This window comes from Marinomonas rhodophyticola (assembly GCF_026113935.1).
Classification (GTDB): domain Bacteria; phylum Pseudomonadota; class Gammaproteobacteria; order Pseudomonadales; family Marinomonadaceae; genus Marinomonas; species Marinomonas rhodophyticola.
In genome coordinates this window covers 951,604-975,171 of sequence record NZ_JAPEUL010000009.1, presented here as the reverse complement: position 1 = coordinate 975,171, position 23,568 = coordinate 951,604, and the positions used below count along the sequence as shown (strand labels likewise).

Here is a 23,568-nt window from a genome sequence, read left to right as displayed (position 1 = left end):
TATGATGTGTTTTGCAGCAGGTGTGTTTATGGCAGCCAGTTGACGCAAAACAGTACTTTTTTGGTTGGTAACTATGGATTGTTTATTTGGATTGATCAATGCACTACCAAGTGGGTATATCAGGTAGTTGGTATGAGAATAAGCATCCTGCAAAAGTTGTGAAAAACGCACTTCTTGCGGATAAGACAGGGTGATTTGATTGTGTTGAAGCGTAATGATAGCGTTATCTGCTTTGGCATTCTGTGACAAAGTCACGAGACACAGCAAACCAGTCAGTAATAGCCCACGTAATCGAGGTGTCGTGCAAAGTAGCATCATGACGGTGAATCCTCATTGTCGGTTTGGGGTGTTATTACTGTGGTATTGTTAAGTGGCTCAATAAAGGGTTTCACCATGAGCATTTCGACTTTGTCCATGTTGGGTCCTAAATATTGGATACTTTTAACCACAAAGGGTCGAACGGTCGGCGCGTCGGGCGTAAGCCAAAAAGATTGGTAAAGTGTGCATCTAGGTCGTTAAAGGTGACGGTTTCAGCGATCTGTTCAGCGTTTTGTTGCCACCGCTCGGTTATTACCGTGTCCATACCAAGAGAACGGGATGTGACTTGAGCGGTGAAGCCATATCGGTAACCAGGGGACCAATCGTACCTAGCGATCCATTGTGCTGTGCTACCTGGCTTAGGAATCATGCTGCCAAAATGATCTGTCACCATGCTATTGATATCAAAGCTTTCATTGTCAAAATGACTTGCCATGTTATTAGCAATGGGGGCGCTAGTAGATGCTAGCGTCTCTAAATTATCGCTGGTAAAGCCTACAGTGTGAATAATACGACCGTTTTCCGTGACAATGCTGCCAGAATCTTGACTGACCCAAGTAAGCCTATAAGCCTGAGTGGTCGTGTTGTAATCTACCGCGGCTAAAATCAAAAGCAAAGGTCGATAACTATTGATCGTGACGAGAGTGCTGGCATAAGGCAGGGAAGCAATGTACTCAGGAGTGATCGCGTTGTTTAAGCCAATTACTGCTTTTGCCGAGTCCAAGCTGCTTTTGAAGTTGGTTGAACAACCTGCCAAAGCCAATACTAGAATAAAAAAAGGAAGGTAAAGGTTATAAAAAAAAGAGCGCATGTCATGACCAATGAAAATGTAAAAAAACCACCCAATGAAAGCATTAGGTGGTTTAGAGGGGATTAGTTGGTATTAGTAGTCGTATTATTCCCCGTAGTACTTTGCGGCGAACTGGTTGTCGTTGACGCAACTGCTGCACTCACTGCCACTGCTGCCGCTGCCGCCGCTGCCGCTGCCAAACCACCTACTGCTGCTGCCGTCGCTGCACCAACACCGGCGGCTGCTACGCCAGCACCCGCTGCTGCTGCACCCGCACCCGCTGCGCCTGCAGCACCAGCTGCACCCGCACCCGCTGCGCTCGCACCAGCACCTGCGCCTGCTGCACCAGCACTAGCTCCTGCACCACCAGCTCCTGCACCACCAGCTGAAAAACTACCAGCACCAGTAGCCGCTTCACCATAAGCTTGGCTAGCTAGGCCAAGTGCTACAATTGTAGCTATTGTTACAAGTTTCATAATATTTCCTTATCATTTAAACATCGATGTTTGAAGATTAGACTTCCAGACCGATTTTAGATCATGTATTGTGACAATGTAAGTTATAGGAGTGATGTTTGTTAATTTTTTAATCACTTTTTCGGCATTTTTTAGCCTCTAGGGAGGGTGGTAATACAAAAACACGCCTTATTTAATAATTCATCCATATTTGGCATGAAAAACCAATCGTAAAAAAGTGTGCATAAAATGCCTTGCTTTGTGAAAGCATTGCGTAAGCCGCCTTTATTTTTGCCACGAATTACGACATTATAGGCGGCATCTTAATAATAGTCTGATACGAAGCATGCTCATGAAAGCGTTAACTCGATCAATACAAGGAAATGTGAGCTATTAATGTCCTCGCTTAACGTCAACAATATTCTGTCCCTGAGCACCACCAAATCGTACGTTTTAAAACATGGTTATGTTCGTCGTTGTCACGTTAATGACGCGGTTAGCAAGATATTACTGGTCCCTTTGGCAATGAGTGTGTCTGTGGCTAGCATGGCATCGCCATGGTTGGAAGCCAACGACCCGTTTTTGCGCTCTTCTTTAGTACTGTTGTCTGACGCCGGTCAGATGTCGTCGCCAGTCAACCATTATCCCATGCGTTGGTCCTTGTTTGGCGATGATCTAACCTATTTAAACCATGGTAGTGATGTTGTCGTCGTCGCCAATCAACAGCTACTTTATACGCTAAACACCGCCAAATTGAATCGTGGTAATCGCTTATTCAAAGTCGTCAATGGATCTAACTCCTCGTTACCATTGGGCTTTGGTCAGTTTAATGAAGACGAAAAAGGCGTATATACCAGTGTGGAAAGCCTAGGGAACGTGTTTTCTTATCGCCTAACGGCGGGTTACAGTGAGTATCAAGACGACACAAGCTTAAACCTAGACGACAGCTACTTTGCCTACAGCACGGGGGCTTGGCTCTGGTCTATTGGCAATGTGGATCGTTGGTGGGGACAAGGCTGGCAGCATAATCTTATTCTCGCTTCATACGCGAAAGCGGCTCCCGACGTTAGCGTCAGCTACATAGGCAAAAATTCTGTGTTGGGGGTGTGGAGTATCGAAAGCGTAGTGGCACAACCAGCCCACTCTGACTACGACTATCACAGTGCAACCCGTTTGGTATCAAAGCCGCTTTCGCGGTTTGAATACGGTATCACGTATCAAACTTGGTTTTCAGGTATCAACTCTATTCAAGATGAAAAGCAGCTCGCAGTTGATGCGAAGCTGACCTTACCTAGCATTGCCAGTTTTTATCACAGTGTCTACGCCGAAGCGGCTTCAACATCCAATGAGTCTGAGCTGGGGGCTTGGTTATTTGGTTGGACAGGCAGCTTCCCACTTGGGGAAAATGTCGCTCGTATTGTGTTAGAATCTCAACAGACTAGCGATGCCCATGATACCACCCCGTGGTTGTCAGGCAGCTACCCATCAGTCACTGACAAGGTTGCCAACACAACCTATGAGCTAGACGACAGTGTCTCAGTTGCCCTGTATTTACAGCTTAAAAACGATCATCAAATAGGCATGAGTTACCAGAACGCCACCCTAGATAATGAAAGCATAAGAAGCACACAGTTTACCTATAATTTGCCTGCACTCGCCGGAATGGTGCGAATGGGAACGAGCTATCAACAGAGAAAAAACAACACAAATCAGAGCGATACGGATCAGCGTAACTTATGGGTTGGCTATGAATTTCGTTTTTAAATACATTGTTCCTAAACAAAAAGCATAAAAAAACAAAAAGCATAAAAAACAAATTCACACGAGCTAAGATCACACTTTAATTGAACCTAAATAGACCAGATAGCATGCGACTTAAAAAACGACTTTTACCGATACTAATGATGACGCTAGCGGAAATCTGCTTGCTTTCACACCGACCGCAGAGCAGATTAGCCAGTTTCAGAGTTTGCCTCAAGCGCAACAAGAGGCGCTAGCCCGTCAATATGGTGTGGATCTTGGTTCTTTGACCGGAGGCGCGACCAATATAGGGTCAGCACCCGTGCAGCAAGCGCCAGTACTGGAGCCTGTCGTTAGCGAGGCGACATCGGCGCCTGTTGCTCAAGCGGCCGCAGATGACAGTGATGGTGTGCCGCTGTTTGGCTATGATGTGCTTGGTAACAATAGCTTAGGCCTAACCGTGGTAGACAACCTGCCTGTACCGTTAGATTATCAAATGGTACCTGGTGATGTGATCAGTGTACAGATTTTTGGTAAAAGTAATCAGAATCTATCTTTAGCGATAGACAGAGATGGCTCGATTAATCTCCCGGATATTGGCCCCGTGGCTGTAGCGGGTCAAACATTCGCGCAGTTACGTCAACAGCTCAATGATGTGATTAAAAACAAAACCATCGGGGTGGATGTGTCCGTCACCATGGGCGCGATGCGTACGATGCAAGTTTATATAGTCGGTGAAGCGATACAGCCTGGTGCTTACAATGTAAACGGTTTAACCACCATCACCCAAGCTTTGATCGCCAGCGGCGGCGTGAAAAAATCTGGCAGCTTGCGTCATATTAAATTAATGCGTAAAGGCCAAGTGATATCAGACTTTGATCTGTATGACCTATTGCTCAAAGGTGATACGTCAAAAGATTTGCGTTTATCATCGGGTGACACACTGTTTATTCCACTGCGTGACAACAGCATCACGATAGAGGGTCAAGTGGCTCGTCCTGCCGTGTATGAAACCAAGGGGGATACCACACTGGGACAATTATTGTCGTTAGCTGGTGGAGCAAAGCCCCAGGCGTATTTATCGCGAGTCAGTGTACGCCGAGCCAGTTCAAATGGGCTGCAGTTATTTACCTTAGACCTTGCTACTACAGCAGGCCAGAGATTTAAGCTAAAAAATGGCGATGACGTGAACTTGTCCGCAGCGGCCTCGTCGCTACGAAATGCCGTTGCTGTTCGTGGTGAAGTTGTTCGACAAGGTGCACTCAATTTTACGCCGGGTATGAAAGTCAGTGACGCCATAGGCTCTATGGATGATGGTCTAAAGCAAACCGCCGATCTTAACTACGCTTTATTGGTGCGAGAAGTGAATGCCAATCAAGCCATTGAAATCTACCAATTCAGCTTATTAGATGCCTTGACCAAACCGAACTCTGAGGCCAACTTATTACTGCAAGAAAAAGATCAAATTTTTGTATTTGATAACGGTTTGGAGCAAGACTATTGGTTTGGTTCCTATGCAAACAGCAAAGCAAAGCCTTCTGGGATAGATAAAGCGCGTGAAACCGTGGACGCAGAAACCGGTGCGGTCGTTGAGCAAAATGAAAGTTCGACACTGAACATTGCCTGGGACGGAAGTAGCGTCCAACGCCGCAGAGCTGCGTAAAGCCAGTCGAGAAGCCTTGCTTAGACCCATTATGGATCGATTAAAAGAGCAAGCCAGTTACGGTAATCCAGCAAAACTGATCGAAGTGTCCGGGGCGGTCAAATTTCCAGGATTGTATCCTTTGGCTAAAAACGCCAATGTGGCGTCTTTACTTGCAGCGGCAGGCGGCTTGACACAAGAGGCCTACTTGGCGTCAGCTGAGCTAACACGTCGTAAAACCGAAGGCGATAGATCGGCGATAGATCGCATTAACTTTTCGTTAAAAGACGCCATTAGTGGTAAATACCCAATCGCCTTGAACGCACAGGATCATTTAATCATCAAATCTCAGCCAGGCTGGCAAGAAGGCATGGTGGTTGAGTTACAAGGGGAATTTGTTTTCCCTGGTACCTACACCTTTAGACGCGGTGAAACCCTAAAAGACGTAGTAGAGCGGGCCGGTGGTTTTACCGAGTTTGCGTATCCTTCTGGGGCGGTATTTAGTCGTGACAGCTTGAAGCGTCAAGAAGCAGAAAGACTGAAATTTATAAACGCGCAACTCAAACAAGAAATCAGCGCCATGTCTTTGCGTCGCCAAGGATCAACGTCGGTAGCTGACCCAGCGCAGGCCATCGCGGTGGTCGATCAGTTGGATAATGTGGTGCCAGTAGGGCGTTTGGTTATAGACCTAAACAAAGCGATGAAAGGTAATAATCTAGCGAACTTGATGTTAGAAAAAGGTGACAAGCTGTTTGTGCCTGCTCTTAACCCAGTGGTCAGCATCGTTGGCGAAGTGCAATTTGCTTCCAACCATACCTACAACCCGGTGTTGACAGTAGAGGATTACATTGCTTCGGCAGGGGGCACAAAACGTCAAGCAGACACAGACCGTATTTACATCGTCAAAGCAAATGGTTCGGTTGAATTACCAAACAACTCTTTCTGGTTTAGTCGTAATTCTGCACCATTAGAGCCTGGTGATACCATCATAGTGCCGATCAACACAGATTACCTAGATGGCTTGAGTACCTTGTCGACAGCGACTCAGATACTGTACCAGATTGGTGTCGCATGGAGTGCGATCAAGGATTGATCTGATAAATCGCCATAAGGTGTAAAAAGGGCGCGCCCAAATGCCAGTTGGCTTATTTAACTGACTGGCATCATTTGTTCCTATAAACCAGCCCTTTTTCTATGCAGTGCACACTATATAAAGTGAAGAATGACAATGAACGATAATTACAACTTTCCTTCCCAGCCGTATCCGCACCATGATGACGAGATAGACCTGAAAGAACTGTTTCTCGCCCTATGGCGAGGCAAATGGATCATTATACTCATCACCTTTGTGTTTGCCGTCGGTGGCGTGTTATACGCGTTATCCCAACCCAATACCTACAAAGCGGAAGCGGTATTGGCTTCAGCAAATGATAACCAATCGGGTGGTTTGGCTGGTATGGCGGCGCAATTTGGCGGTCTCGCTTCTCTCGCGGGCATCAACCTAGGCGGTGGTGGTACAGACAGCAAAGCCATGGCGCTCGCGCGTATTGCAGTCGCGTCAATTCATTAACGCTTTTATCAACAAATACGACTTACTTGTACCGCTCATGGCCGGTGAAAAATGGAGTGAGTCTACTGATACTCTGGTACTGGACCCTGAAATATACGACCCTGAAACGAAAACTTGGCTGCGTGAAGTTGAGCCTGGAAAATCGCCAATACCAACCGATTGGGAAGCTTACAAAGAGTTCAAAAAACTGATCGCCGTATCCGAAAGCAAAGACAACGGCCTAGTGACCCTGTCTATCACGCACTTGTCCCCCACCATAGCCAAACAATGGGTAGACTGGCTAGTGACAGATCTAAACGCCTGGGTGAAAAAAGAATCGCTAGACGAAACCCGTCGCAATATTGGCTACCTAGAAGAGCAAATTAAAAAAACCAGCATATCAGACATGCAATCTGTCTTTTATCAACTGATAGAAGAGCAAACCAAAAACCGTTATGTTGGCACAAGTACAAGACGAATTCGCCTTTAAAACCATAGACCCAGCCGTTGTCCCTGAAGAAAAAGCCGGCCCCAAACGCGCCCTCATCTGCGTACTCGCCGTATTACTCGGCGGCATGCTCGGCATGGCAATCGTACTCATACGCTACGCCTTCGCCAAAAAAGACTAATTTTTATGTAGGTCGGCCTTTAGGCCGACAAAAAGGATCACATCGAACCAACGCTCTTGTCGCGCTAAAGCACGACCTACAAAAAACATAGCACCATCGTCACAATCCAACACCGGATAACGGTCGAGCCTCCCTCATCCGGTCTACGAAAACACACGTTACTTCATCTGCATATAACGATCGGCGGCTTTTGCTAAAAAATCAGACCGGTCTTTAAATCATGATGAAAGCCGACATAGGCATCAACTCGTGCTAAAAGTGGTTCAGATAAGGTGATGTTGACACGTTTTGTTTACCTTTTAAACCTTCGACAGGCACTTCAATGGCTAACCATTCGGTAAACGCAGGGTACTCAGCACGATAATCAACAAACCCAGTATTTAATGTTGATAGCATATGTCCATTAGCGATGACCTCTTCGGCCATTAAAAGAATCACTTCTTTGGCACGATACAACACTTCGCCTTGCTCATCGGCGGCAGAAACGCAACCATATCCTAATTCTTCAAACACCGGAACAATAATACCCCACGCCGTGTTGTTGTCCTGTGGGCGTTCTATACCAACCATAAATAACATAATCACCTCGTTTACCGTGCCTGACAAACACACATCCATTGTCTTTGAGCTGTTTAAAAGATCCTTTGAGTTCATGTTTACATCCTTATACCGAACTGGTTTTCCTTGGATCAGGATAAACTATACACACGCGTAAGTATGATTCGAGTTTTTCTACGGCACGATGACGTCACATGTCGGGTGTGCCTGTTCAATCAGGCCTTTCAATGTCTGCTTGGCGCGATCGTCACCATGCACCAAATGCACTTTTCCGGGTCGCACTCGCATGCCTTTTATAAAATTTAATAAATCCCCTTGCCCCGCGTGGGCGGAATAACCGCTGATTTGTTGTACCTTGGCTTTGATGGGATATCGCTCGCCATCGAACATCACATAGCCATTGGGTTGATCGTGATAACGCAAAATATCTCGTCCTGGTGTGCCCGCAGCCTGATAACCCACAAACAGCACGTCGTTACGTTCATCGCCTAATAACGCCTTCAAATAATTCACGATACGTCCACCGGCGCACATGCCCGATGCGGCAATCACAATGGCAGGACGGGTTTGACGTTGCAGGTAAGACACGGTTTGCAGATGAGTGTCATGATCGTCTATCGTCGTCACTTGTTCAAAACTCAACGGATGCCGCCCCGCCTTCACACGGCGTTTCGCTTCGGCATCCCAGTAGGGTTCAAGGGATCGATAAACACGGGTAAAACGGCTAGCAAGCGGGGAGTCGATAATAATATCCATGTCTTCCCAACGAAGAGGCACACCAGAACGCGTTTGGCCGCACCCGTGAATTGCTTTATGAGTTAGAGCATATTATTCATCAGAACAAGCAAAAAGCCGTGAGCCAAACGCGTTCTGGTGTGCCTCTTCGTTGGAAAGACATGGATATTATTATCGACTCCCTGCTTGCTAGCCGTTTTACCCGTGTTTATCGATCCCTTGAACCCTACTGGGATGCCGAAGCGAAACGCCGGGGGAAGGCGGGGCGGCATCCGTTGAGTTTTGAACAAGTGACGACGATAGACGATCATGACACTCATCTGCAAACCGTGTCTTACCTGCAACGTCAAACCCGTCCTGCCATTGTGATTGCCGCATCGGGCATGTGCGCCGGTGGACGTATCGTGAATTATTTGAAGGCGTTATTAGGCGATGAACGTAACGACGTGCTGTTTGTGGGTTATCAGGCTGCGGGCACACCAGGACGAGATATTTTGCGTTATCACGATCAACCCAATGGCTATGTGATGTTCGATGGCGAGCGATATCCCATCAAAGCCAAGGTACAACAAATCAGCGGTTATTCCGCCCACGCGGGGCAAGGGGATTTATTAAATTTTATAAAAGGCATGCGAGTGTCGACCCGAAAAGTGCATTTGGTGCATGGTGACGATCGCGCCAAGCAGACATTGAAAGGCCTGATTGAACAGGCACACTCCGACATGTGACGTCATCGTGCCGTAGAAAAACTCGAATCATACTTACGCGTGTATAGTTTATCCTGATCCAAGGAAACCAGTTCGGCATAAGGATGTAAACATGAACTCAAAGGATCTTTTAAACAGCTCAAAGACAATGGATGTGTGTTTGTCAGGCAAGGTAAACGAGGTGATTATGTTATTTATGGTTGGTATAGAACGCCCACAGGACAACAACACGGCGTGGGGTATTATTGTTCCGGTGTTTGAAGAATTAGGATATGGTTGCGTTTCTGCCGCCGATGAGCAAGGCGAAGTGTTGTATCGTGCCAAAGAAGTGATTCTTTTAATGGCCGAAGAGGTCATCGCTAATGGACATATGCTATCAACATTAAATACCGGGTTTGCTGATTATCGTGCTAAGCACCCTGCGTTGACCGAATGGTTAGCCATTGAAGTGCCTGTCGAAGGTTTAAAAGGTAAACAAAAACGCGTCAACATCACCTTATCTGAACCACTTTTAGCACGAGTTGATGCCTATGTCGGCTTTCATCATGCATTTAAACACCGGTCTGATTTTTTAGCAAAAGCCGCCGATCGTTATATGCAGATGAAGTAACGAATGCAAGCGTAGACCGGATGAGGGAGGCTCGACCGTTATCCGGTGTTGGATTGTGACGATGGTGTTGTTTTTTGTAGGTCGTGCTTTAGCGCGACAAGAGCGTTGGTTCGATGTGATCTTTTTTGGTCGGCCTAAAGGCCGACCTACATAAAAATTAGTCTTTTTTGGCGAAGGCGTAGCGTATGAGTACGATTGCCATGCCGAGCATGCCGCCGAGTAATACGGCGAGTACGCAGATGAGGGCGCGTTTGGGGCCGGCTTTTTCTTCAGGGACAACGGCTGGGTCTATGGTTTTAAAGGCGAATCTTCGTCTTGTACTTGTGCCAACGATGAGGTTTTTGGTTTGCTCTTCTATCAGTTGATAAAAGACAGATTGCATGTCTGATATGCTGGTTTTTTTAATTTGCTCTTCTAGGTAGCCAATATTGCGACGGGTTTCGTCTAGCGATTCTTTTTTCACCCGTGCGTTTAGATCTGTCACTAGCCAGTCTACCCATTGTTTGGCTATGGTGGGGGACAAGTGCGTGATAGACAGGGTCACTAGGCCGTTGTCTTTGCTTTCGGATACGGCGATCAGTTTTTGAACTCTTTGTAAGCTTCCCAATCGGTTGGTATTGGCGATTTTCCAGGCTCAACTTCACGCAGCCAAGTTTTCGTTTCAGGGTCGTATATTTCAGGGTCCAGTACCAGAGTATCAGTAGACTCACTCCATTTTTCACCGGCCATGAGCGGTACAAGTAAGTCGTATTTGTTGATAAAAGCGTTAATGAATTGACGCGACTGCAATACCGCGAGCGCCATGGCTTTGCTGTCTGTACCACCACCGCCTAGGTTGATGCCCGCGAGAGAAGCGAGACCGCCAAATTGCGCCGCCATACCAGCCAAACCACCCGATTGGTTATCATTTGCTGAAGCCAATACCGCTTCCGCTTTGTAGGTATTGGGTTGGGATAACGCGTATAACACGCCACCGACGGCAAACACAAAGGTGATGAGTATAATGATCCATTTGCCTCGCCATAGGGCGAGAAACAGTTCTTTCAGGTCTATCTCGTCATCATGGTGCGGATACGGCTGGGAAGGAAAGTTGTAATTATCGTTCATTGTCATTCTTCACTTTATATAGTGTGCACTGCATAGAAAAAGGGCTGGTTTATAGGGAACAAATGATGCCAGTCAGTTAAATAAGCCAACTGGCATTTGGGCGCGCCCTTTTTTACACCTTATGGCGATTTATCAGATCAATCCTTGATCGCACTCCATGCGACACCAATCTGGTACAGTATCTGAGTCGCTGTCGACAAGGTACTCAAGCCATCTAGGTAATCTGTGTTGATCGGCACTATGATGGTATCACTCAGTGCTCTAATGGTGCAGAATTACGACTAAACCAGAAAGAGTTGTTTGGTAATTCAACCGAACCATTTGCTTTGACGATGTAAATACGGTCTGTGTCTGCTTGACGTTTTGTGCCCCCTGCCGAAGCAATGTAATCCTCTACTGTCAACACCAGGTTGTAGGTATGGTTGGAAGCAAATTGCACTTCGCCAACGATGCTGACCACTGGGTTAAGAGCAGGCACAAACAGCTTGTCACCTTTTTCTAACATCAAGTTCGCTAGATTATTACCTTTCATCGCTTTGTTTAGGTCTATAACCAAACGCCCTACTGGCACCACATTATCCAACTGATCGACCACCGCGATGGCCTGCGCTGGGTCAGCTACCGACGTTGATCCTTGGCGACGCAAAGACATGGCGCTGATTTCTTGTTTGAGTTGCGCGTTTATAAATTTCAGTCTTTCTGCTTCTTGACGCTTCAAGCTGTCACGACTAAATACCGCCCCAGAAGGATACGCAAACTCGGTAAAACCACCGGCCCGCTCTACTACGTCTTTTAGGGTTTCACCGCGTCTAAAGGTGTAGGTACCAGGGAAAACAAATTCCCCTTGTAACTCAACCACCATGCCTTCTTGCCAGCCTGGCTGAGATTTGATGATTAAATGATCCTGTGCGTTCAAGGCGATTGGGTATTTACCACTAATGGCGTCTTTTAACGAAAAGTTAATGCGATCTATCGCCGATCTATCGCCTTCGGTTTTACGACGTGTTAGCTCAGCTGACGCCAAGTAGGCCTCTTGTGTCAAGCCGCCTGCCGCTGCAAGTAAAGACGCCACATTGGCGTTTTTAGCCAAAGGATACAATCCCGGAAATTTGACCGCCCCGGACACTTCGATCAGTTTTGCTGGATTACCGTAACTGGCTTGCTCTTTTAATCGATCCATAATGGGTCTAAGCAAGGCTTCTCGACTGGCTTTACGCAGCTCTGCGGCGTTGGACGCTACTTCCGTCCCGGCAATGTTCAGTGTCGAACTTTCATTTTGCTCAACGACCGCACCGGTTTCTGCGTCCACGGTTTCACGCGCTTTATCTATCCCAGAAGGCTTTGCTTTGCTGTTTGCATAGGAACCAAACCAATAGTCTTGCTCCAAACCGTTATCAAATACAAAAATTTGATCTTTTTCTTGCAGTAATAAGTTGGCCTCAGAGTTCGGTTTGGTCAAGGCATCTAATAAGCTGAATTGGTAGATTTCAATGGCTTGATTGGCATTCACTTCTCGCACCAATAAAGCGTAGTTAAGATCGGCGGTTTGCTTTAGACCATCATCCATAGAGCCTATGGCGTCACTGACTTTCATACCTGGCGTAAAATTGAGTGCACCTTGTCGAACAACTTCACCACGAACAGCAACGGCATTTCGTAGCGACGAGGCCGCTGCGGACAAGTTCACGTCATCGCCATTTTTTAGCTTAAATCTCTGGCCTGCTGTAGTAGCAAGGTCTAAGGTAAATAACTGCAGCCCATTTGAACTGGCTCGGCGTACACTGACTCGCGATAAATACGCCTGGGGCTTTGCTCCACCAGCTAACGACAATAATTGTCCCAGTGTGGTATCCCCCTTGGTTTCATACACGGCAGGACGAGCCACTTGACCCTCTATCGTGATGCTGTTGTCACGCAGTGGAATAAACAGTGTGTCACCCGATGATAAACGCAAATCTTTTGACGTATCACCTTTGAGCAATAGGTCATACAGATCAAAGTCTGATATCACTTGGCCTTTACGCATTAATTTAATATGACGCAAGCTGCCAGATTTTTTCACGCCGCCGCTGGCGATCAAAGCTTGGGTGATGGTGGTTAAACCGTTTACATTGTAAGCACCAGGCTGTATCGCTTCACCGACTATATAAACTTGCATCGTACGCATCGCGCCCATGGTGACGGACACATCCACCCCGATGGTTTTGTTTTTAATCACATCATTGAGCTGTTGACGTAACTGCGCGAATGTTTGACCCGCTACAGCCACGGGGCCAATATCCGGGAGATTAATCGAGCCATCTCTGTCTATCGCTAAAGATAGATTCTGATTACTTTTACCAAAAATCTGTACACTGATCACATCACCGAGTACCATTTGATAATCTAACGGTACAGGCAGGTTGTCTACCACGGTTAGGCCTAAGCTATTGTTACCAAGCACATCATAGCCAAACAGCGGCACACCATCACTGTCATCTGCGGCCGCTTGAGCAACAGGCGCCGATGTCGCCTCGCTAACGACAGGCTCCAGTACTGGCGCTTGCTGCACGGGTGCTGACCCTATATTGGTCGCGCCTCCGGTCAAAGAACCAAGATCCACACCATATTGACGGGCTAGCGCCTCTTGTTGCGCTTGAGGCAAACTCTGAAACTGGCTAATCTGCTCTGCGGTCGGTGTGAAAGCAAGCAGATTTCCCGCTAGCGTCATCATTAGTATCGGTAAAAGTCGTTTTTTAAGTCGCATGCTATCTGGTCTATTTAGGTTCAATTAAAGTGTGATCTTAGCTCGTGTGAATTTGTTTTTTATGCTTTTTGTTTTTTTATGCTTTTTGTTTAGGAACAATGTATTTAAAAACGAAATTCATAGCCAACCCATAAGTTACGCTGATCCGTATCGCTCTGATTTGTGTTGTTTTTTCTCTGTTGATAGCTCGTTCCCATTCGCACCATTCCGGCGAGTGCAGGCAAATTATAGGTAAACTGTGTGCTTCTTATGCTTTCATTATCTAGGGTGGCGTTCTGGTAACTCATGCCTATTTGATGATCGTTTTTAAGCTGTAAATACAGGGCAACTGAGACACTGTCGTCTAGCTCATAGGTTGTGTTGGCAACCTTGTCAGTGACTGATGGGTAGCTGCCTGACAACCACGGGGTGGTATCATGGGCATCGCTAGTCTGTTGAGATTCTAACACAATACGAGCGACATTTTCCCCAAGTGGGAAGCTGCCTGTCCAACCAAATAACCAAGCCCCCAGCTCAGACTCATTGGATGTTGAAGCCGCTTCGGCGTAGACACTGTGATAAAAACTGGCAATGCTAGGTAAGGTCAGCTTCGCATCAACTGCGAGCTGCTTTTCATCTTGAATAGAGTTGATACCTGAAAAACCAAGTTTGATACGTGATACCGTATTCAAACCGCGAAAGCGGCTTTGATACCAAACGGGTTGCACTGTGATAGTCGTAGTCAGAGTGGGCTGGTTGTGCCACTACGCTTTCGATACTCCACACCCCCAACACAGAATTTTTGCCTATGTAGCTGACGCTAACGTCGGGAGCCGCTTTCGCGTATGAAGCGAGAATAAGATTATGCTGCCAGCCTTGTCCCCACCAACGATCCACATTGCCAATAGACCAGAGCCAAGCCCCCGTGCTGTAGGCAAAGTAGCTGTCGTCTAGGTTTAAGCTTGTGTCGTCTTGATACTCACTGTAACCCGCCGTTAGGCGATAAGAAAACACGTTCCCTAGGCTTTCCACACTGGTATATACGCCTTTTTCGTCTTCATTAAACTGACCAAAGCCCAATGGTAACGAGGAGTTAGATCCATTGACGACTTTGAATAAGCGATTACCACGATTCAATTTGGCGGTGTTTAGCGTATAAAGTAGCTGTTGATTGGCGACGACGACAACATCACTACCATGGTTTAAATAGGTTAGATCATCGCCAAACAAGGACCAACGCATGGGATAATGGTTGACTGGCGACGACATCTGACCGGCGTCAGACAACAGTACTAAAGAAGAGCGCAAAAACGGGTCGTTGGCTTCCAACCATGGCGATGCCATGCTAGCCACAGACACACTCATTGCCAAAGGGACCAGTAATATCTTGCTAACCGCGTCATTAACGTGACAACGACGAACATAACCATGTTTTAAAACGTACGATTTGGTGGTGCTCAGGGACAGAATATTGTTGACGTTAAGCGAGGACATTAATAGCTCACATTTCCTTGTATTGATCGAGTTAACGCTTTCATGAGCATGCTTCGTATCAGACTATTATTAAGATGCCGCCTATAATGTCGTAATTCGTGGCAAAAATAAAGGCGGCTTACGCAATGCTTTCACAAAGCAAGGCATTTTATGCACACTTTTTTACGATTGGTTTTTCATGCCAAATATGGATGAATTATTAAATAAGGCGTGTTTTTGTATTACCACCCTCCCTAGAGGCTAAAAAATGCCGAAAAAGTGATTAAAAAATTAACAAACATCACTCCTATAACTTACATTGTCACAATACATGATCTAAAATCGGTCTGGAAGTCTAATCTTCAAACATCGATGTTTAAATGATAAGGAAATATTATGAAACTTGTAACAATAGCTACAATTGTAGCACTTGGCCTAGCTAGCCAAGCTTATGGTGAAGCGGCTACTGGTGCTGGTAGTTTTTCAGCTGGTGGTGCAGGAGCTGGTGGTGCAGGAGCTAGTGCTGGTGCAGCAGGCGCAGGTGCTGGTGCGAGCGCAGCGGGTGCGGGTGCAGCTGGTGCTGCAGGCGCAGCGGGTGCGGGTGCAGCAGCAGCGGGTGCTGGCGTAGCAGCCGCCGGTGTTGGTGCAGCGACGGCAGCAGCAGTAGGTGGTTTGGCAGCGGCAGCGGCGGCAGCGGCAGCAGTGGCAGTGAGTGCAGCAGTTGCGTCAACGACAACCAGTTCGCCGCAAAGTACTACGGGGAATAATACGACTACTAATACCAACTAATCCCCTCTAAACCACCTAATGCTTTCATTGGGTGGTTTTTTTACATTTTCATTGGTCATGACATGCGCTCTTTTTTTTATAACCTTTACCTTCCTTTTTTTATTCTAGTATTGGCTTTGGCAGGTTGTTCAACCAACTTCAAAAGCAGCTTGGACTCGGCAAAAGCAGTAATTGGCTTAAACAACGCGATCACTCCTGAGTACATTGCTTCCCTGCCTTATGCCAGCACTCTCGTCACGATCAATAGTTATCGACCTTTGCTTTTGATTTTAGCCGCGGTAGATTACAACACGACCACTCAGGCTTATAGGCTTACTTGGGTCAGTCAAGATTCTGGCAGCATTGTCACGGAAAACGGTCGTATTATTCACACTGTAGGCTTTACCAGCGATAATTTAGAGACGCTAGCATCTACTAGCGCCCCCATTGCTAATAACATGGCAAGTCATTTTGACAATGAAAGCTTTGATATCAATAGCATGGTGACAGATCATTTTGGCAGCATGATTCCTAAGCCAGGTAGCACAGCACAATGGATCGCTAGGTACGATTGGTCCCGGTTACCGATATGGCTTCACCGCTCAAGTCACATCCCGTTCTCTTGGTATGGACACGGTAATAACCGAGCGGTGGCAACAAAACGCTGAACAGATCGCTGAAACCGTCACCTTTAACGACCTAGATGCACACTTTACCAATCTTTTTTGGCTTACGCCCGACGCGCCGACCGTTCGACCCTTTGTGGTTAAAAGTATCCAATATTTAGGACCCAACATGGACAAAGTCGAAATGCTCATGGTGAAACCCTTTATTGAGCCACTTAACAATACCACAGTAATAACACCCCAAACCGACAATGAGGATTCACCGTCATGATGCTACTTTGCACGACACCTCGATTACGTGGGCTATTACTGACTGGTTTGCTGTGTCTCGTGACTTTGTCACAGAATGCCAAAGCAGATAACGCTATCATTACGCTTCAACACAATCAAATCACCCTGTCTTATCCGCAAGAAGTGCGTTTTTCACAACTTTTGCAGGATGCTTATTCTCATACCAACTACCTGATATACCCACTTGGTAGTGCATTGATCAATCCAAATAAACAATCCATAGTTACCAACCAAAAAAGTACTGTTTTGCGTCAACTGGCTGCCATAAACACACCTGCTGCAAAACACATCATAAACCATCTCAATCGGTTAAATTTGGTTTACCACGAGGATATGGTCTTCGACCTTACCAAGGTTCGCATGAATCCCAAGCTTAACCCCACGATAAAAGGTGAGTACTCACTGTCACTGCCAAAGCGCCCAACCCACATTACTGTGTTTGACGCGAGACAAAACCAGATTAAGACTATTCCCTTAAATAAAAATGGTGAGCTTCACGACTACTTGGCACAATTCGCTGGCGTTAGCAAATCTCAACAGCCCTATGATTCGGTTTGGGTTATTCAGGCCGACCGGAGCATTTACCAAGTTAAAGACCTGCAATGGAAAAACACCTTATATTTTCTCAGCCCTGGCGCTATGGTGTTTATTGGGCTAGCAAACTTGCCTGATGACTACCGCGATTTGAATGCCAATGTCGCCCAACTGTTTGCTTTTCGCTTGGAGCTATAATGTCATTTAAACGTTTCCCTGTGACACCCTTTCTTGCCTGCTATGGTTTTTTGTTGAGTGGCGCTCTGTATGCTGAAAGTCAGGCGGAGGACGATGCCTATTTTGCTTTGCCGTTTCAAGGACCACAACTGACACCGTCACAAATGGATCTAGGCGGCGTCGGTTTAATCCAAATGCCGTCTGGCCGCATGGCCGACGAAGGTGCGTTCAGTTTTGGTTACAACGATAACAGTGAATACAAGTTTTATACCTTATCTTTGCAGCTGATGCCTTGGTTAGAAACCACCATTCGTTACACTCAAGTGGAAGATCTGCTGTACAGCGACAGTGAAAGCTTCAGTGGTGACACCAAGTACGCGGATAAAGGCATTGATGCTAAATTGAGGCTGTTTAAAGAAAGCCAATGGCGACCGGAAGTATCCGTTGGTTTGCGCGACCTTGGTGGTACAGGGTTGTTTGATGGCGAATTTCTCGCTGCCACCAAACGCTTTTCAACCGATCATTATGGCGAATTCGACGTTACTCTAGGACTAGGCTGGGGATATTTTGGTACCCAGGGCAATATTAGTAACCCACTGTGTAATGCAGCCGACCGCTTCTGTGATCGTATTTCAGATACTCAAGATAATGGTGGTTCCATTGACTACCAACGCTGGTTTACTGGCAGTGCCTCTTTGTTTGGCGGTATCGAATATCAAACGCCCTACAGTACCCTTGCGCTTAAAATTAGAATACGACGGCAACGACTACAGCCAAGACGTTCCGGTTACTCGTGGCGGTGTAGACATGACCCCGAAAACACCTTGGAACTTTGGTGCGGTTTATGAGGTAAGCGATGGCTTTGATCTGCGTTTAAGTTATGAACGCGGCACCACTGTGGCGCTTGGTTTTACGCTGTCCACCAACTTTAATTCCATGAAAGGCACATGGATAGACAACGAGCTACCCGCTATGGGCACTGATCAACCCGCCACACTGAATGACGTGGATTGGCCTGCTCTGGATCATGAATTAGAAGACGTGGCTGGCTATAAAACCAGCAGAGTGTATCAACAAAACGACGCGGTAACCTTTGTCACGCAACAAACAAAATACCGTGATCGTGATGTCGCCACCGAAAGAGCCGCGGCCGTCATGGCAAACCACTTGCCAACCAACGTGAGCGCTTACAAGATCATTGAAGAGTCAAACAATATTCCCGTGAAGTCGACTAAGGTATCAGCGCGTGCTTATCGTAAAATCGCGGCGGTAGATTATATTAATCCAACCATTAAAGACGCCATTATTGAACTGCCACCAGAAGACATTGATGATGATCCTTTGTACGAAAATGTTGAACGCTTCAGTTACGGTTTTGCTCCGCACTTAAGCCAATCCTTCGGCGGCCCAGAAAGCTTTTATATATACAGCCTCACCATGAAAGGTGGTGCATCTTACTGGCTTAACCGACATTTGGAACTATCAAGCTCTGTGTCTATTAATCTATTAGATAACTACGATAAGCTTAATTTCGCTACCCCTGATGATGGTACATCTAATTACCGTGTTCGTACTCTAGTGCGGGCCTATGTAAGTGATAACGACGTCAGTTTAAATAACCTGCAACTAACCTGGTTTGATCGCTACGCAAGCAATTGGTATCAGCAAGTCTACGCTGGTTATTTAGAAACCATGTTTGCTGGGGTTGGCACGGAAGTATTGTATCGTCAGCCTAACTCAAATTGGGCCATTGGTGCGGACATCAACGCGGTCTCTCAGCGTGACCCTAGCTCGGTTTTTGGTATTTTCTCTGATGAAAACGCCTACGGTAACAATACCAAGGTACTTGCCAGAGGCACCACAGGGCATTTGTCTTTGTATTATCAACCCGAATGGTCATTCTTAGAAGACACCCTATTTCGTTTGGATGTGGGCAAATTCTTAGCCGCAGATGTTGGCGCCCGTTTTGACTTTTCTAAGCAATTTGACAGCGGCATGATTATCGGAGCCTACGCCAGCCGAACCAACATGTCCGCAGAAGACTTCGGCGAAGGTAGCTTTACCAAAGGGTTTTATTTGTCTATACCATTCGACACCGTCTCACTTAAACCCACCAACAGCCGAGGCAGCCTAAACTGGCAGCCTATTACCCGCGACGGCGGCCAAATGCTAAGCAAACGCAATAGCTTATTTGTCATAACCGACATGGTATCCCCTTGGTATCAACGACCTGCGCAAAACTAAGGCAGGTCGTGCTTTAGCGCGACAATCTCTTTGTAGGTCGTGCTTTAGCGCGACAAGAAATTACGTTTAAAAGGAGACGTTATGTCATGGAATGACCTAAGGAAAGGAAGGCTCTCAGAATCCAACCGCGAATATTTCATTACTTTTAATACACTTAATAGAGTTCCGTACTTTGATGACTTCTTTCTTGCTCAGTTGTTTTGCCAGCAGATAGATACAAATCAACAACATCATAAATGCACATGGTTAACATGGGTTCTAATGCCAGATCACTTCCACGGTTTAGTAAAACTTGATGATCACAGCTCCACATTATCAACCATCGTTGGTAACTTAAAAGGCAGCAGCGCGTTTAAAATCAATAAACATCGACAGAAAAGTGGCAACTTATGGCAATCTTCCTTTTATGACCGCGCATTACGAGCCGACGAAAACCGTCTAAATATTGCCAGATACATTGTCGCAAACCCATTGCGAAAAGGATTAGTTAAAAGTGTGAAAGACTACCCTTTTTGGAATTCAATGTATTTATAGCTTTCCTTTAAAAATATTTGATTTGATGCGATCAACTTTTTGTCGGCCTGAAGGCGCGGCAATCTCTTTGTAGATACCATCTCTCCTGACCAGCCTCAAGTTTTTATTTAACTAACTTGAGGCTGATATTCTGTTTGATTCTTAACAACGCCAAAACATATTTGTGACAGCTTTCTCATCGCTGCACCTAGCGCCTGCATTTTTGTTTTGCCTTGCTTTAGTAGTCTCGTCTTCTGCGCTTTTATATCGGTATTGTGTTGACCAGCTACGATTGCGGCCATATACAATTTCGCTCTGATATAGCCTGGCCCTTCCTTACTCAAGGTTGTTTTTCCTGCCCGTTTACCAGATTCGTTGTGCTTGGGGATCAAGCCTAAATAAGAAGCCAGCTGTTTTGCGCTCTTAAACCGCTTACACGCCAGCAAACAAACCATTATTCGGGATGTTACTTCACCAACACCATTTATGCTTTCAAGTAATTGGCGGTTCTTCTTCAATTGAGGATGCCTGTCAATATGCTCATCGATTTCATTTTTGAGTTTATCAATTTCAGCCTTTAACACTGCTATCATATCTTTGAGAGATTGAGCGACCCGAGCGGATGCGCCTGAAAATCCTACCGCTTCATAACGGTTTTCTTCACGCTGTAAATCTTGCTCTAGCGCTTCAAGTCTACGCATCATTGCCTTTAGTTCTCTTGCTTCTACCGGCTCTGGCTGCCAGCTTGAAAGTGAATGTTGTTGGTCATGACCATAGCGAGCTAGCATTGTGGCGTCTGATTTATCAGTCTTATGAACTAGCCCTAATGATTTTGCATATTGTTTTGCTTTTCCAGGGTTTACATGTAAAAGAGTAAATCCTTGGGCATATAAAAAATACATCAACGGTTCGCTATAAATACCAGTAGGCTCTGTCGTAATAACAATATTCTGAGCTTCTAACCCTGTATTCTTTAGTACCCAATCAACTAATTCTTGATAGCCTTGTTTTGTGTTCTTTAAGACCTTGGTTTTCTGCTTATTTTTGACCACGTCGCGTAACCAACTAACATCTAACTTTTCTTTACCAACATCAATGCCAATAAAAGCCTTCATCTCTATTTACTCCCCTTGTACATGCAGCATCACCCTTACTTGGGGTGCTAGGATACCATTCAGTTTAATGGAGGTTAGGAAATCAGAGCCTCAATCTACAAAACAGCATCTTTGTGCTCAGGTCGCGCACGAGCTCACCGATTTCCCGATGCGATAAGTGCTAGCTAAACACTCATCAAGAAGAGATACAAGGTCGTGCTTTAGCGCGACAAGAGGCTGGTTTGATTCGATCGGCTTTTTGTCGGCCTGAAGGCTTAAGGATCCCCACATTTATTTTTAGCACTTGGTTTCCAATAGAAGGAGGTCTAACGCCTCAAATAACATTTTTTCTGTTATTTCATAACGGGAGGTTTTCAGGATCCTTTTGGCTAAATAGCAATAAGACAATACTCGCCTCGTTGTTATCGTATTTGATTGGAAATGACGATGATAACCTTGCATCTCTGCCGCTTTCCCAATGACGTAAAGGCACCATTGAGCAAGTAAGGCAATTAACAGAAGGGTTTGTAATCGCTCAATAGATTGGCTTCGGCTACGTTTTAGTCCTAGCCCATAATATTCGTTCTTCGTGTCTCGGAATGCTTCTTCGATGGTCATTCTGCGCTTATAAATATTGACTAGAGCAAGAGGAGGAAACTCGCCTTTTGGCAAGTTACTGACTAGAAACCAAGGCTCTCTGTTTGCTTTAGAGCACTTCTTATAATTGTTACAGTTTGGTCTTTTAACGGGTTTGCTTTTTTTCTTTGTAGGGCGTGGACTTTTATACAAAACACCACGACAAGGCCATTGTTGTTGTTTTGATAGACGCAAGCCGGACAACTCCATTGGTTTTGTGGTGGCTTGATGATGATAACCGTCAACGAGAGTCCATTGTGGTCGTTTATCCGTTTGGCATTTTACCGTTCCACGTGTACGTGCAAGCCAATACCAATCTAATTGCTCTATTGCTTTGAACCACGGAACCTTAAATCCTGCGTCCGTGCAGATAATAGGGGTACAGTCAGAGGGAAGTATTTGCTTTAAATTATTTAAGAAGTCGACATGTCTTTTATGATTATTCATAGCTCCTTCAGGGTGTACTTCTTCATATAAGGTGAAAGCTCTTCCCTGAAAGGCCACTGAGGCGCGCAGTAAAACAAAGCTAAAATCATAAACACTTGACCAATCAACAATGATGGGCAAGAACTCTTGTGAAGAAAAGTGAGAGGCAAGGGTCTTATAAAATTGATTTCGGCATTGGTGTAATTGGATGTTTCCTAACAGTCGATCAACTCGTTTAATGCAATATTTTTCAATGACGTTAGCGTCTTCTCCTAGTTTTCTACCAATTGCCGTTAGGCTTAATCTGGCGCCTTCTTTAACGGAGGATACTGCATCTGATAAAGCTGTATAGGTTCGCTTATCAATGGAGATTGAATTGTCAGGAAGTAAACTCGATAATAACAATGTGATGCCCCTTGTCTGGCTTATTTTTTGGCGAAAATAGTTTAACCAACAAGTGGGCATCACTCTATATTTGTGGGGATCCTTAAGCCTGAAGGCCAACCTACAGGTGGTTGGTTTTCTGTAGGTCGTGTTTGTGTGTCGAGGTTTTTACAATAACGAACGCACGTACGCTTCGATCTCAGGGTTCTGGCAATTATCAAAGAAGCATTGCTGGAAGCGTTCACCAGATACCGCGGTTTTCACCAGTGCTTGGTCCATGGCTTTTAAACCATCCAAGTAGTTGTCTTTCATGGTTGCCGCTTTCACTAGGTTCAAGATACCAGCGTTTTTAACTTGTGGTTCTCGACGCTCAACTGGGTAACCTTCGCCACGGGGGCCTGTGAAGGCTTTTTCGAAGATGTAACGTGCGTTGAGTTCGGCGGCCCAGCCGAAGCCTTTGGCAAAGGCCATGGCGATGGCGTTGCCGTTGTTGATTTGGTTAAACAGGAAAGCGTCTGAGGGTTCTAAGCAATAGCCGCATATCACGCCTGGGTGAGCGTTTAACGACATCATGGCGCCCTGCCCTGTGCCACAGCCAGAGACAACGAAATCAACGGCTTTTGAGTTCAATAAAAGACTCGCCATGATGCCTAGGTGAATGTAGGTTAGGTGGTGATCGTTTTCATCGCACATGCCCACGTTGAATACATCATGTTTCAATGGGCCTGCCACGGCATTAAGTTGTTCTAGAATAGTGGCGTTCTTACCTGCTTGGCTATTTTCCATCATCAGTGCAATTTTCATTATTTTCTCCTGAGTGATTCTGTTGTGTCGTTT

28 protein-coding genes are annotated in these 23,568 nt (G+C 45.9%); 15 read left to right on the top strand and 13 right to left on the bottom strand.

Features of this window, described 5'->3' with window-relative positions:
- The 3 genes from ONZ52_RS19480 to ONZ52_RS19470 all read right to left on the bottom strand — a co-directional run.
- On the bottom strand, nucleotides 1-318 hold a 318-nt coding region (locus ONZ52_RS19480; RefSeq protein WP_265220298.1), incomplete at its 3' end, for a capsule biosynthesis GfcC family protein.
- A gap of 106 nt (nucleotides 319-424) precedes the next feature.
- On the bottom strand, nucleotides 425-1,129 hold the full coding sequence (locus ONZ52_RS19475; RefSeq protein WP_265220297.1) for a YjbF family lipoprotein: 705 nt from the start codon (nucleotides 1,127-1,129) through the stop codon (nucleotides 425-427).
- Nucleotides 1,130-1,191: 62 nt separating this feature from the next.
- Complete coding sequence (locus ONZ52_RS19470) at nucleotides 1,192-1,584, bottom strand: hypothetical protein (RefSeq protein WP_265220282.1); 393 nt, start codon at nucleotides 1,582-1,584, stop codon at nucleotides 1,192-1,194.
- Between the two features lie 375 nt (nucleotides 1,585-1,959).
- Between ONZ52_RS19470 and ONZ52_RS19465 the strand changes: the two genes are divergently transcribed.
- The 6 genes from ONZ52_RS19465 (at nucleotide 1,960) to ONZ52_RS19440 (ending at nucleotide 7,123) form a co-directional block, all read left to right on the top strand.
- Entirely contained in the window at nucleotides 1,960-3,327 is a 1,368-nt protein-coding gene (locus ONZ52_RS19465) for a capsule assembly Wzi family protein (RefSeq protein WP_265220296.1), read from the top strand.
- A gap of 205 nt (nucleotides 3,328-3,532) precedes the next feature.
- On the top strand, nucleotides 3,533-4,966 hold the full coding sequence (locus tag ONZ52_RS19460; RefSeq protein WP_265220295.1) for an SLBB domain-containing protein: 1,434 nt from the start codon (nucleotides 3,533-3,535) through the stop codon (nucleotides 4,964-4,966).
- Nucleotides 4,923-6,038, top strand: coding sequence for an SLBB domain-containing protein (locus ONZ52_RS19455; protein WP_265220294.1), 1,116 nt, complete (start codon nucleotides 4,923-4,925; stop codon nucleotides 6,036-6,038). The genes ONZ52_RS19460 and ONZ52_RS19455 overlap by 44 nt, the downstream gene beginning before the upstream one ends.
- A gap of 135 nt (nucleotides 6,039-6,173) precedes the next feature.
- On the top strand, nucleotides 6,174-6,515 hold the full coding sequence (locus tag ONZ52_RS19450; protein WP_265220293.1) for a Wzz/FepE/Etk N-terminal domain-containing protein: 342 nt from the start codon (nucleotides 6,174-6,176) through the stop codon (nucleotides 6,513-6,515).
- On the top strand, nucleotides 6,493-6,984 hold the full coding sequence (locus tag ONZ52_RS19445) for a hypothetical protein (RefSeq protein WP_265220292.1): 492 nt from the start codon (nucleotides 6,493-6,495) through the stop codon (nucleotides 6,982-6,984). Before ONZ52_RS19450 ends, ONZ52_RS19445 begins: the two co-directional genes overlap by 23 nt.
- On the top strand, nucleotides 6,950-7,123 hold the full coding sequence (locus ONZ52_RS19440; RefSeq protein ID WP_265220291.1) for a GNVR domain-containing protein: 174 nt from the start codon (nucleotides 6,950-6,952) through the stop codon (nucleotides 7,121-7,123). The genes ONZ52_RS19445 and ONZ52_RS19440 overlap by 35 nt, the downstream gene beginning before the upstream one ends.
- A 252-nt stretch (nucleotides 7,124-7,375) precedes the next feature.
- Here the strand turns inward: ONZ52_RS19440 and ONZ52_RS19435 are convergent, their stop codons facing one another.
- Both ONZ52_RS19435 and ONZ52_RS19430 read right to left on the bottom strand, forming a co-directional pair.
- A complete protein-coding gene (locus ONZ52_RS19435; RefSeq protein ID WP_265220290.1) occupies nucleotides 7,376-7,777 on the bottom strand; it encodes a type II toxin-antitoxin system HicB family antitoxin in 402 nt (133 codons plus the stop codon).
- 78 nt (nucleotides 7,778-7,855) lie between these two features.
- Nucleotides 7,856-8,458: an MBL fold metallo-hydrolase RNA specificity domain-containing protein gene (locus ONZ52_RS19430; RefSeq protein WP_321160374.1), complete on the bottom strand. Its 603-nt coding sequence runs from the start codon at nucleotides 8,456-8,458 to the stop codon at nucleotides 7,856-7,858.
- Between the two features lie 29 nt (nucleotides 8,459-8,487).
- Between ONZ52_RS19430 and ONZ52_RS19425 the strand changes: the two genes are divergently transcribed.
- Nucleotides 8,488-9,144, top strand: a complete 657-nt coding sequence (locus ONZ52_RS19425) for an MBL fold metallo-hydrolase RNA specificity domain-containing protein (protein ID WP_265220289.1) — start codon at nucleotides 8,488-8,490, stop codon at nucleotides 9,142-9,144.
- A 91-nt stretch (nucleotides 9,145-9,235) separates the two neighbouring features.
- On the top strand, nucleotides 9,236-9,733 hold the full coding sequence (locus ONZ52_RS19420) for a type II toxin-antitoxin system HicB family antitoxin (RefSeq protein ID WP_265220288.1): 498 nt from the start codon (nucleotides 9,236-9,238) through the stop codon (nucleotides 9,731-9,733).
- A gap of 157 nt (nucleotides 9,734-9,890) precedes the next feature.
- Here ONZ52_RS19420 and ONZ52_RS19415 read toward each other — a convergent pair whose 3' ends face one another.
- From ONZ52_RS19415 to ONZ52_RS19395, 5 genes are all read right to left on the bottom strand, one after another.
- Nucleotides 9,891-10,277, bottom strand: coding sequence for a GNVR domain-containing protein (locus ONZ52_RS19415; protein WP_265220287.1), 387 nt, complete (start codon nucleotides 10,275-10,277; stop codon nucleotides 9,891-9,893).
- Nucleotides 10,278-10,309: 32 nt separating this feature from the next.
- Complete coding sequence (locus tag ONZ52_RS19410; protein ID WP_265220286.1) at nucleotides 10,310-10,840, bottom strand: Wzz/FepE/Etk N-terminal domain-containing protein; 531 nt, start codon at nucleotides 10,838-10,840, stop codon at nucleotides 10,310-10,312.
- A gap of 253 nt (nucleotides 10,841-11,093) precedes the next feature.
- Nucleotides 11,094-13,586, bottom strand: coding sequence for an SLBB domain-containing protein (locus tag ONZ52_RS19405; protein ID WP_265220285.1), 2,493 nt, complete (start codon nucleotides 13,584-13,586; stop codon nucleotides 11,094-11,096).
- Between the two features lie 104 nt (nucleotides 13,587-13,690).
- Nucleotides 13,691-14,257 carry a hypothetical protein gene (locus ONZ52_RS19400; RefSeq protein WP_265220284.1) on the bottom strand — a complete coding sequence of 189 codons (567 nt, stop codon included), beginning with the start codon at nucleotides 14,255-14,257 and terminating at the stop codon, nucleotides 13,691-13,693.
- Nucleotides 14,199-15,059: a capsule assembly Wzi family protein gene (locus ONZ52_RS19395; RefSeq protein WP_265220283.1), complete on the bottom strand. Its 861-nt coding sequence runs from the start codon at nucleotides 15,057-15,059 to the stop codon at nucleotides 14,199-14,201. Before ONZ52_RS19395 ends, ONZ52_RS19400 begins: the two co-directional genes overlap by 59 nt.
- A 375-nt stretch (nucleotides 15,060-15,434) precedes the next feature.
- Here ONZ52_RS19395 and ONZ52_RS19390 point away from each other — a divergent pair, with 375 nt between their 5' ends.
- From ONZ52_RS19390 to ONZ52_RS19365, 7 genes are all read left to right on the top strand, one after another.
- Nucleotides 15,435-15,827 carry a hypothetical protein gene (locus ONZ52_RS19390; protein ID WP_265220282.1) on the top strand — a complete coding sequence of 131 codons (393 nt, stop codon included), beginning with the start codon at nucleotides 15,435-15,437 and terminating at the stop codon, nucleotides 15,825-15,827.
- A 62-nt stretch (nucleotides 15,828-15,889) separates the two neighbouring features.
- Complete coding sequence (locus tag ONZ52_RS19385; protein WP_265220281.1) at nucleotides 15,890-16,474, top strand: YjbF family lipoprotein; 585 nt, start codon at nucleotides 15,890-15,892, stop codon at nucleotides 16,472-16,474.
- A complete protein-coding gene (locus tag ONZ52_RS25485; protein ID WP_428981188.1) occupies nucleotides 16,434-16,703 on the top strand; it encodes a YjbF family lipoprotein in 270 nt (89 codons plus the stop codon). Before ONZ52_RS19385 ends, ONZ52_RS25485 begins: the two co-directional genes overlap by 41 nt.
- Nucleotides 16,700-17,455, top strand: a complete 756-nt coding sequence (locus tag ONZ52_RS19380) for a capsule biosynthesis GfcC D2 domain-containing protein (protein WP_265220280.1) — start codon at nucleotides 16,700-16,702, stop codon at nucleotides 17,453-17,455. Before ONZ52_RS25485 ends, ONZ52_RS19380 begins: the two co-directional genes overlap by 4 nt.
- Nucleotides 17,455-18,282 (top strand): YjbH domain-containing protein, encoded by an 828-nt coding sequence (locus ONZ52_RS19375; RefSeq protein WP_265220279.1) that lies wholly within the window; start codon nucleotides 17,455-17,457, stop codon nucleotides 18,280-18,282. The genes ONZ52_RS19380 and ONZ52_RS19375 overlap by 1 nt, the downstream gene beginning before the upstream one ends.
- The gene (locus tag ONZ52_RS19370; protein WP_265220278.1) at nucleotides 18,170-19,678 is read left to right on the top strand and encodes a YjbH domain-containing protein; all 1,509 of its coding nucleotides are present in this window, start codon (nucleotides 18,170-18,172) and stop codon (nucleotides 19,676-19,678) included. The genes ONZ52_RS19375 and ONZ52_RS19370 overlap by 113 nt, the downstream gene beginning before the upstream one ends.
- Nucleotides 19,679-19,759: 81 nt before the next feature.
- The gene (locus ONZ52_RS19365; protein WP_265220277.1) at nucleotides 19,760-20,212 is read left to right on the top strand and encodes an REP-associated tyrosine transposase; all 453 of its coding nucleotides are present in this window, start codon (nucleotides 19,760-19,762) and stop codon (nucleotides 20,210-20,212) included.
- 107 nt (nucleotides 20,213-20,319) lie between these two features.
- On the opposite strand, the gene ONZ52_RS19360 is transcribed toward ONZ52_RS19365, so the two are convergent.
- The 3 genes from ONZ52_RS19360 to ONZ52_RS19350 form a co-directional block, all read right to left on the bottom strand.
- Nucleotides 20,320-21,306, bottom strand: coding sequence for an IS110 family RNA-guided transposase (locus tag ONZ52_RS19360; protein ID WP_100188761.1), 987 nt, complete (start codon nucleotides 21,304-21,306; stop codon nucleotides 20,320-20,322).
- 276 nt (nucleotides 21,307-21,582) lie between these two features.
- A complete protein-coding gene (locus ONZ52_RS19355) occupies nucleotides 21,583-22,752 on the bottom strand; it encodes an IS4 family transposase (protein WP_261599300.1) in 1,170 nt (389 codons plus the stop codon).
- A gap of 147 nt (nucleotides 22,753-22,899) precedes the next feature.
- A complete protein-coding gene (locus ONZ52_RS19350; protein WP_265220276.1) occupies nucleotides 22,900-23,535 on the bottom strand; it encodes an RpiB/LacA/LacB family sugar-phosphate isomerase in 636 nt (211 codons plus the stop codon).
- Nucleotides 23,536-23,568 lie beyond the last annotated feature (33 nt).